This window comes from Legionella qingyii, assembly GCF_003184185.1.
On record NZ_QHJG01000032.1, the window covers coordinates 19527 to 29386 of the forward strand.

Below are 9860 nucleotides of genomic sequence, written 5' to 3' on the forward strand. Positions count from 1 at the left end.
GGGGGAATCTCCCATTTTTAACTGAAGCTGAAAGTAGAGATTAGGCAACAAGCCTTAATGCAGCGAAAGCTTAATCAATGTTTTCTGGGATCAACGAGCCTGCTCCAATCCGCTATTAATTGATTTTTGTATTATTTAATAGGCTCAAGCGAAGATGTAATTCTTCGGCGAATTGCTCGTTAATTAATCTTTGTCTTTTAAGATTATTAATCCCCGTTCGTATTTTAGTGAAATTCTTGTGATCGAAATCAATTCGGGCTTTTCTAATAGCTCCATTGAACTGTTCAATCCATTTCCTTTGCTCAAGATTACTTCTGTTATGGGATAGTGTAAAAGCAGGTTCGCCGTTATAGTAATAAAAGTAAAGTTTACTTTTGGTTTCGCAAATATAATAAAAAACTGAGAAGTATAGAAAAAAAGCGATAATACTTAAAATGAGGGGGAGATTTATATTTAAGAAATATTCTGGATAACGAAAAAAGGCGGCAAAAAAACCGATTATAATTAGAAATTCTAGAATTAAGAGACTCCTTGCCAAGAACGATAAAGTTCTTTTTATTACTTTGCATTTTGTAGAAAAAGCGACCAGAGGAGCAGTTTCTTTAGAATAACCTAGTGGCGTTTTCTTTGCTAATAAAAGCGTATCATTTTCTATGATTTCTAGCTTAACCTGATAAAGGTAATATTTTTTTTCTGTATAAATGTTCATAAAATTACTGTGGCAAATTAATGATCTTTTTATTGAGATCAGTATTATCTTGAGTTTGATAGATAGATGTTTCCAATTGTGTCAATTCTATAGGTGTTAATAATTCATATTGTTGAAGCAAAAATAAAGTATCCTCATTAGATGGTGCTGCTTCATGAATTCGATTTACTATGGCTTCTAGAAAAGCTTGGTTTTTCTCTTTATTTATGGGGTCATTCGGAAGAGAAAAAGCAATAATAGTATCGTCATGCAAAAAACTAAATCTAAAAGCACAACGCTCTTTATACTGACGGAAAAATTGATAGCTTGTGAATATAAAGATAAAAAGAAAAACAATAAGCTGTGTATTCCCAAAAATGTCAAATCTTGGGCTTTTCGAAAGCCATTGATTGCTTCGTACTATTATACCAAATGAAACATACACCAATAATAAGAGATAAAAAGGTTGCCAGAAACCACCATAAATATAATGGGGATTAATTTGGTTTAGTGGTATAGAAAAATTTGTTTTTGGCCGAGATTGATCGATGCAGCGAATCTCTGTTTTACTAAGAAGGTAAAGTTGGGTACCAAATTTATACTCCAAACTGAATATATCTGAGATATTCATATAGTCTAATTTATTTTCAAATGTTAATAATTGTATATTATATGTGTTTAATGTAAAGAAAAAAACATATTGGCGACATTGTGATAATCTTGCTGCATTCTGAGCAATAAATAAGTATTGACTACAACTTTGATCATATTGTTCAACAGGCGCCCCGTATCTAACTAAAATTAAATCTCTATTTGAGTCGAATAATTTTTCTTATTGGCTTGTTTTATGAGCCGAATGACCTCGTTACGTGGCTCACGAGGCAGAAATTATGAATGACAGTCAAATAAAATGGAGCTGGCAGGAACAAAAAACAAGATAACTCATTTGAACAAAGGATTAGTGATGCTCAGTATAAAAAAATTACTAAAGTAAGTAAGTCTACAGCAACCAGACATTAAGAACTTTTGAAATATTAGCCTCTAGAAGGTTTTTATCTTTCATTTTTTGATGCAATTTGTACGCTTTGTGTAGAAGAGTTTAATATGTCCAAAATCTTATGTTGCAGCTGACCCACAAGAAATTTTGATCCTATTTTTGACAAATGGCTCCCATCTGAATAGTAGGGGCGTCCAAGCGTGTCGCCCGAGGTACAATAGCCTTTCTTACAAAAAACATCATAAGGATTGAGAAAATAAACGTTATTTCTTTCAGATGCATATCGGGCAAGAACTCTATTCACATTTAATGCAGCTTGATTTCGATTTTCATTATCAATAAACGAACAATCAGAGCGTTTAAACCATTTTAAGCTACCGAGACAATTTATTGGGTCATATATTGAGCCAGGTACATCTCCTATTATGATCAATTTTTTTGTACCTAAAAGTTTTACCAGCTTATCTAAAGCATTTAAAAAAGGCTTATAGTCATTATAAGATGTCATTGAGGATGTATTAATATTAAGTGATTGGTGATTTTTTAAGAAACCCGCCATATTTATCTGCTCACCCCAATGCGCAGAAAGAATAAGAATATTTGGTTCCTGTGTTGCATTAAGTACCTTTAAGGCCTCTTTGTATGCAAATTTCGCACTATCATCATATAATTTTTGCTCTTTATCTAACCGTGTTATTCCTGGAATTAATAATGAGGATGCATATTTGCCTGCACCTCCACCTGAGGAAGTAAATACAGTTAATTGATGAGGCTTAGCTAACTTGTCTACTATTCCTTCATCTAACATTCCAGCATGACTGTCACCCATTATCACAATTTGTGCATGATTACTTTTTCCCTTATGTATAAATTCTCCGGAGAAATCAGCTCCACCCCAGTTTTCGACGTGATATTTAGTTATATCTTCAACTTTAGCCAGTTCATCTGCGCTATTGGCCCGCCAAATCCAACCGTGGCTTCGACCGATAAAAACACCTAAAAAGGCTATAAGAAATGCAAAACATAAACCTTGAGTAATTGTTTTAATTAAATATTTCTGATTTTTTTGTATACCGGATCCCTTTCTAAAAGGTTGCTCAATGAAGTAATACATAAAAAATGAACAAAAAAGAGCTAAAGCGATAACTAATATTTTTTCGTCAAAACCTATATCAAATTTTAAACCACAATCTTGGTGGTATGTTTTGAAAAAAATAATTAAAGGCCAATGGATCAAATATAATGAATAGCTAATTAAGCCTATCTGTCTGGCTGGCAAGCATCTAAAAATATATCCAGTATATTTAGCTGTACCTGCATAAATAATTAATGCTGCACCAATACACGGAGCAAGAGCATTGTAGCTTGGAAATAATGTATTAGAAGTATAGATTAAGGTTGGAATTACAATGAGTGCGATGCCTAAAAAGCACAAAATCTCAATTAAAAGAGGGTGTAGATTAATTTCATTTTTTATTAAAAAAACAATAAATGCCCCGACACAAAATTCAAAGGCCCTATATTGAGCCAAGTAATAAAGAGCGACTAGCTGTGAGTTTTGATAATACAAATTCAACCAGAAACTAATGACAAATACGAGTGAAATAATAATAACTAAATTTTTTTTAAAAAATTTATGCCAAAAAAACAAAATAATCGGAAAAAAGATATAAAATTGTTCCTCAACTCCCAATGACCAAGTATGTAATAATGGGCTTGATTGCGAAAAAATGTCAAAATACCCAGACTGATTTTTGAAAAATATATTTGATACTGATAGAGCAGCAAATGACAATGATTTGCCAAATATTTTAAAGGGAGCCGGATTTAATAAAAATATACCAGCAATAAAAGTAAGAAACAGTGTAAAAAATAAAGCTGGAAAAATGCGTTTAACTCTTCGCGCATAGAAATTTAAAAAACTAAAGCCAGCCGAACTATCTAACTGTTGTATTATAATATTTGTAATTAAAAAGCCACTAATTACAAAAAAAACATCGACACCAACAAATCCGCCGCTAAAAAAAGTAAAATCTAAATGACATAAAAAAACTGAAATAACTGCTAACGCTCTAAGACCATCTATGTGTTTATAGTAACGTTTATCGTGCATGTCTTTTCCCATAAGTCATAATGCGTCTAGCCAATAATAGTTTTTCCAGATTGATAGACACAAAGCCCCTGGGAAATAAAATAAGCATTAACAAAATCATTCATATAATGTAATTTTTTTACAATTAGGAACATGATACTTATTTATAATTCCCTAATTTATCTTCTGGTTTAGAATCCCGTATTGTAAGTTTTGTGCCATCTGATGGGAGTCTCTCTTGTTATGCTCAGGATGACGGCACAATAGATATTTCAAAAACTCTAATGTTTTTTAGCAAGAAACCATGGAATTAATACAAATAAAATTAATCCACCGATTAAAAATGATTCAAAAATAAAAACATTACCAACAGCTATTTGTGTTGGAGGTACAAAACCGATAACAATTGCTGTAAGACAACAGAGAATCCCAATAATACATAATAACCACATGACAAAATTACCACCTGGGACAGTGTAACCACGGTGCAGATTGGGTTTACTGTATCGTAACTTAATAGCAGCAGCAAACATAAAGATATAAACTAATAAGGCCATTTGGGCACAAAGATCACTTAACATCCAGTATGCTGCATTAATTGAATGTAACAAAATAAAAGCCGTACTTAAAATGGTAAAAATAATAGCTTGCGCAAAGAGAATCGTTGTTGGAGCGCCGTATTTATTGGTGTGGGCGAATTGAGCCGGTAAAGAACCATCCCGCGCTGAAACCATTAAACCTTTTGTGGGACCAATAATCCATGCCGAAACGCCACTTAGACCACCTAAAATAATTAAAACAGCAATGACTGATGTCATCCAGGGCATATTATATGAATTAAAAAAAACAGCATAAGCATCTATAAGCCCGGATACAACGCTTAAACTTTGATTAGGGACTACTATCATAATGGCTATTGAGCCTAAAGAAAGTGTAGAAATGACTAAAATTGTTGAATAAAAAAGTGCTTTTGGATAATCCCGTTGGGGATTTTTTACTTCTTCAGCATGAACAGCGGACATTTCCATGCCAAGCAGACCAAATAAAACCACTGCGAATAGCGATAAATTACCTAAAGAGCTGAAGTCAGGTAACCATGTGGCGGGATAGCCAACAACCATAGGTTTTCCTTGAACGACCCAAAGTATTGCTAAGAAAATAATAAAAAGCATGGGAAATATAGTGCCTATTGTTGCTCCAATAGTGCTAACTATGCTTGATACTTTCATTCCAAAGCAATTAAGTATTGTAAACAACCAAAAAAGAATAAGTACGGTACCTAACAAATAATACTTGTTGCTTCCTAATTCAGGGGTAATTAAATAAGATAGGGTGGCGGCGATAAAAGCAAGTATCGTTGGGTACCAAACCACATTATATATCCACTGGAGCCAGATAGTAATAAAAGCTGCCCGTTTACCGAATGCTTCACGAACCCATACGTAAATTCCACCTGTTTCAGGATAGGTAGTTGCTAATTCCGCTGCCACTAAAGATACAGGTATAAAAAATGCAAACGCAGCTACAATATAATAAGAGATAAGCGTAAGACCGAGTTTGGCACTAATGGGAAGGGTACGTAAGCTATCAACAGCAATGACGTTGATCATTACTAAAGAAAAAACACTTAGAACCTTTTTAGGGTGATTCATGATTGGTCCTTACAAATGCGGTACAAGCAAATCGCAATAAACTTTGGATGCGCAGTTTTATTTTCATTAATGAAATTAAATAAAAAGTAGGTTGGCCTTTAGAGCCAAGCAAATGATGATCATTATATATATGAGTTAACTGAATACCAGAGCTGTTGGGCCAAAGGCCCAACGCAGAAGGTATTATAACCATCTCAAGCACACAGATTCCTGAGAACATATTGAAGAATACCACCATTTTTATAGTATTCTAATTCGTCAGCAGTATCGATACGGCATAATGCTTTAATCTGCTCTACTTGCCCATTGGCACGTTCTATTGTTACTGGAACCATAGAACCAGGCTTTAATGAGTCTGATACGTCAATGCTAACACGTTCATCTCCCTTCAGATCCAGGGTTTTACGTGTCATATCATCACAAAATTGTAAAGGCAAGACGCCCATACCGATTAAATTAGAGCGGTGAATGCGTTCAAAGCTTTCGGTAAGTACGGCTTTGACACCAAGTAAATTGGTTCCTTTAGCCGCCCAATCTCTTGAAGACCCGGTACCGTATTCTTTACCTGCAATGACTACAAGATCATGATGGTCTTTCTGATAAAGCATTGCTGCATCATAAATAGGCATTACTTCGCCAGAAGGGATATAACGGGTGATGCCTCCCTCTTGACCAGGGGTCATTTCATTGCGAATACGAATATTAGCAAAAGTACCTCGCATCATCACTTCATGGTTACCACGACGAGAACCGTACGAGTTAAATTCTCTTTCATCAACTCCTTTGGATTTCAAATACAAGCCTGCTGGGGAGTTTGCTTTTATGGAGCCAGCCGGAGAGATGTGATCGGTTGTAATTGAATCACCAAATAAAGCCAAAATATATGCTTGTTTGATCGGTTTAATTGAATCAGGTTTTGCTTTTAAATTATCAAAAAATGGTGGATGCTGAATGTATGTTGAATGAGCATTCCATTCATAGGTTTTTCCAGTACTTGTTTTAATGGATTGCCAGTGCTCATCACCAAGAAAAACTTCAGCATATTCTTTACGGAACATTCCACCAGTAACTTTAGAAACTTCGGCAGCAATTTCAGCATTAGATGGCCAAATATTTTTCAGATATACATCATTCCCTTTATCGTCTTTACCTATCGGATCCTTACTGAGATCAATAGTGGTCGTTCCACATAGGGCATAAGCAACAACTACAGGAGGTGAAGCTAACCAGTTTGCTCTGACTTGTGGATGTACTCGGCCTTCAAAATTACGGTTTCCTGATAAAACAGCTGAAACAACGAGATCATTATCACTGACACAGTGAGATATAGCATCTGGCAGCGGTCCAGAGTTACCGATACATGTAGTACAACCATAACCAACTAAGTTAAAACCTAATTGATCCAGATAAGATTGTAATCCTGCTTGCTTGAGATAATCGGTGACTACTTTGGAGCCAGGGGCTAAAGAAGACTTAACCCAAGGTTTGCGCTGCAGCCCTTTTTCGATTGCTTTTTTAGCTACCAAACCGGCCGCCATGAGCACACTTGGATTCGATGTATTTGTACAACTGGTAATGGCCGCAATCACTACATGACCGTGCTTCATTTGGAAATCATGGTTTTTAACAGCAAAAGAAGAAGTTTTTTCCTGTTCCTTTCCTGCTTCTTTAAGGAACGTATCGAATTCCACAGGTAAAGAACTTAATGTTACTTTGTCTTGTGGTCGTTTTGGGCCTGCTAATGAAGGGACAATAGTACTCAGATCAAGTTCTAGAGTATCTGTAAACACTGGATCTTCGCTGTCCTTATCATACCACATGCCTTGTGCTTTAGCGTATGCTTCAACCAATGCAATTGTATGAGGATCACGTCCGGTCAGCTCCAAATAACGAATGGTCTCTTTGTCTACTGGGAAAAATCCACATGTAGCACCATACTCAGGAGCCATATTAGAAATTGTAGCCCGATCAGCAAGGGGTAAGTCGCTTAATCCTGGGCCATAAAATTCAACAAATTTGCCAACTACACCTTTTTTTCTAAGTAAATTCGTTACAGTGAGAACGAGGTCGGTTGCAGTGATTCCCTCTTGCATTTTTCCATGCAATTTAAATCCGATAACTTCGGGAATCAACATCGATACTGGTTGCCCCAACATGGCGGCTTCTGCTTCGATACCACCAACGCCCCATCCTAGAACACCTAATCCATTAATCATGGTTGTGTGGGAATCTGTGCCTACTAAAGTATCAGGATATGCATATAAAGTCCCTTCATCAGTACTACTCCATACCGTTTTTCCAAGGTATTCAAGATTTACTTGGTGGCAAATACCGGTTCCAGGTGGAACAACTTGGAAATTATCAAATGCTTTTTGTCCCCAGCGTAAAAACTCATAACGCTCATTGTTTCGCTTCATTTCTATTTCAGTATTTACAGTTAAAGCGTCTTGGCTACCGAATTTGTCAACCATTACTGAATGGTCAATAACCAGGTCGACAGGTGATAATGGGGAAATTTTATCTGGATTTCCGCCCATTTTGGCAATCGCATCTCGCATTGCTGCTAAATCCACTACAGCAGGAACTCCAGTGAAGTCTTGCATTAATACACGAGCAGGCCTAAAAGCAATTTCATGTTGGGATGTTTTATTGTTCAGCCAGTCGGCAACAGCTTTAATATCTTTGGTGGTAACTGTGTTGTCATCCTCAAAACGCAACAGATTTTCAAGAAGAACTTTTAGTGAATAAGGAAGACGACTTATTCCTTTTAAGTTTTTTTGTTCTGCTTCTTTAAGGCTGTAATAATGATAAGTTTTCCCGTCTACATGTAATTGAGATTTTGTTGATAAGCTGTCACGACCTACTTTCATAAGGAGCTCCTGAAATCAAAAACTGAATGATAGCTCAATTTTAAGAAAATTCCATGAGTTCTTATGAAATTAGGTTAGAACTTTTTAGAGTACAGTAGCGTATTGCGGGTTATATCCTGGAACTTCATCAAAAGATAATTCAGGATTATTTACTTTAGCACCAGTTTGAAAAATCATTTTCTCTAAACTTTTTACTTCTGATGTATCAAGGGAGTCGGGTATTAATAAGGATGTCCCGCCTGGAGCTAACATCGTAATACCAATTGGAAGTAAAATGGCAGTTATAAATGGATTAATCCATAGTGCAGCTATAGATGCTATGATGAGCGCAGCGCCTAAGATTGTCGCAGCAAGTGATATATTATGTCGTATGGGCTCTTCGATTACCTTAGTCGCTCCTACTGGATAATAATTTTTATTATTATGATAAGAATCTATGATATAAGCCGTGTTTTGTGGTTTGGATAAACAAGATGCTAATGTATTAGCAAAACGGTGATATTGTTCTAATATTCGTTGCCTTTCATAATGATCTGTGGTTTTGCTCAGCGCTTTGTAGAAATCTTGCTGTCGTAAATTCAAAAATTCAATAAAAGATTTTTTATCTATTTCGTTTTTGTCACCCAATAGTTTTAAGGCTTTTTTAATCTCGTCTGAAATTGATTCGTACGTATCTATATTTTTCTGCTTATAAAAGGAAGCTTTTGCATACATGACAATTTTCTCTCAAAAATTTACTGAGCCGTAGATTACCATTGTTTGTTTGGTTCAAAATAGAACTTTTAGATGAATTTACAATCAAGCAATATTTTTTAACAAAATTTTAATCCTTCATCAATTATTCAATTGGTATGGATATTGCTTTCTAATCTACAAAATTGAGGAGGATTGGAATGACTGACTTGAATAAAGCAATAGCAAATCTATCAGGAGTTGTTGACCTCCTCTCTAATAATTTGTCAGGTACTAATGCGGTAGATGGCAAAATTTTGACGAAGACTGTAGAAAAGTCACAGATACAAAATGCTTCGCCAACTAATGACATCAAGGAAGGAAATGATTTTATTTTATTACTAACTGATATTACATCCCAAATAGCAAATAATCAGGAGGCAAAACAAAATCTGACTCAAGTTACAGGAGAAACTGAAGAGCCTCATTTAGAAACAATTAATTCAACAAATGATTCTGAGAAAGAAATGCCAGAACAACCCGAATCAGAACTTATGAATGAGGGACAATCAGCAAGCATGGTTGATGATAATGTTGCTGTTTCTTGGATTAATTCTCAATATTATCAGCATTTAATTGAAATAGAACGAATAAATGTTGGGCAACAGGAACACAATCCAATTGAAAATGGGAATATCAGTATCCGGCAAAATGAGGGGAATGCCATGCTGAAGACAGTAGAGGTTAACCACGATCGGCTTGAATTCAACGAAACTCAAAACTCGATAGCAAATCATTTAACTCAAGTTGAGATACTGTCAGAGCAGTCTGTTTTATCAGAGCAATCTGTTTTATCAGAGCAATCTGTTTTATCAGAGCAATCTGTTTT

The 9860-nt window shown here is 35.5% G+C and carries 8 protein-coding genes; 1 reads left to right on the forward strand and 7 read right to left on the reverse strand.

The features are described 5' to 3' along the window. Positions 1-115: 115 nt before the first annotated feature. From DGG96_RS16655 to DGG96_RS16685, 7 genes are all read right to left on the reverse strand, one after another. Positions 116-709 (reverse strand): hypothetical protein, encoded by a 594-nt coding sequence (locus tag DGG96_RS16655; RefSeq protein ID WP_110143684.1) that lies wholly within the window; start codon positions 707-709, stop codon positions 116-118. Between the two features lie 4 nt (positions 710-713). Continuing rightward, on the reverse strand, positions 714-1319 hold the full coding sequence (locus DGG96_RS16660; RefSeq protein WP_110143685.1) for a hypothetical protein: 606 nt from the start codon (positions 1317-1319) through the stop codon (positions 714-716). Positions 1320-1740: 421 nt separating this feature from the next. Next, a complete protein-coding gene (locus DGG96_RS16665) occupies positions 1741-3798 on the reverse strand; it encodes an acyltransferase family protein (protein WP_158618897.1) in 2058 nt (685 codons plus the stop codon). A 260-nt stretch (positions 3799-4058) separates the two neighbouring features. After that, complete coding sequence (locus DGG96_RS16670) at positions 4059-5429, reverse strand: APC family permease (protein ID WP_110143687.1); 1371 nt, start codon at positions 5427-5429, stop codon at positions 4059-4061. Continuing rightward, positions 5416-5631 carry a hypothetical protein gene (locus tag DGG96_RS16675; RefSeq protein ID WP_133249338.1) on the reverse strand — a complete coding sequence of 72 codons (216 nt, stop codon included), beginning with the start codon at positions 5629-5631 and terminating at the stop codon, positions 5416-5418. Before DGG96_RS16675 ends, DGG96_RS16670 begins: the two co-directional genes overlap by 14 nt. Further along, positions 5624-8299, reverse strand: a complete 2676-nt coding sequence (acnA, locus tag DGG96_RS16680) for an aconitate hydratase AcnA (RefSeq protein WP_110143689.1) — start codon at positions 8297-8299, stop codon at positions 5624-5626. The genes DGG96_RS16675 and acnA overlap by 8 nt, the downstream gene beginning before the upstream one ends. An 84-nt stretch (positions 8300-8383) precedes the next feature. Then, positions 8384-9013: a lpg1689 family Dot/Icm T4SS effector gene (locus DGG96_RS16685; protein WP_110143690.1), complete on the reverse strand. Its 630-nt coding sequence runs from the start codon at positions 9011-9013 to the stop codon at positions 8384-8386. A gap of 179 nt (positions 9014-9192) precedes the next feature. Between DGG96_RS16685 and DGG96_RS16690 the strand changes: the two genes are divergently transcribed. Next, on the forward strand, positions 9193-9860 hold a 668-nt coding region (locus tag DGG96_RS16690), incomplete at its 3' end, for a hypothetical protein (protein ID WP_165831635.1).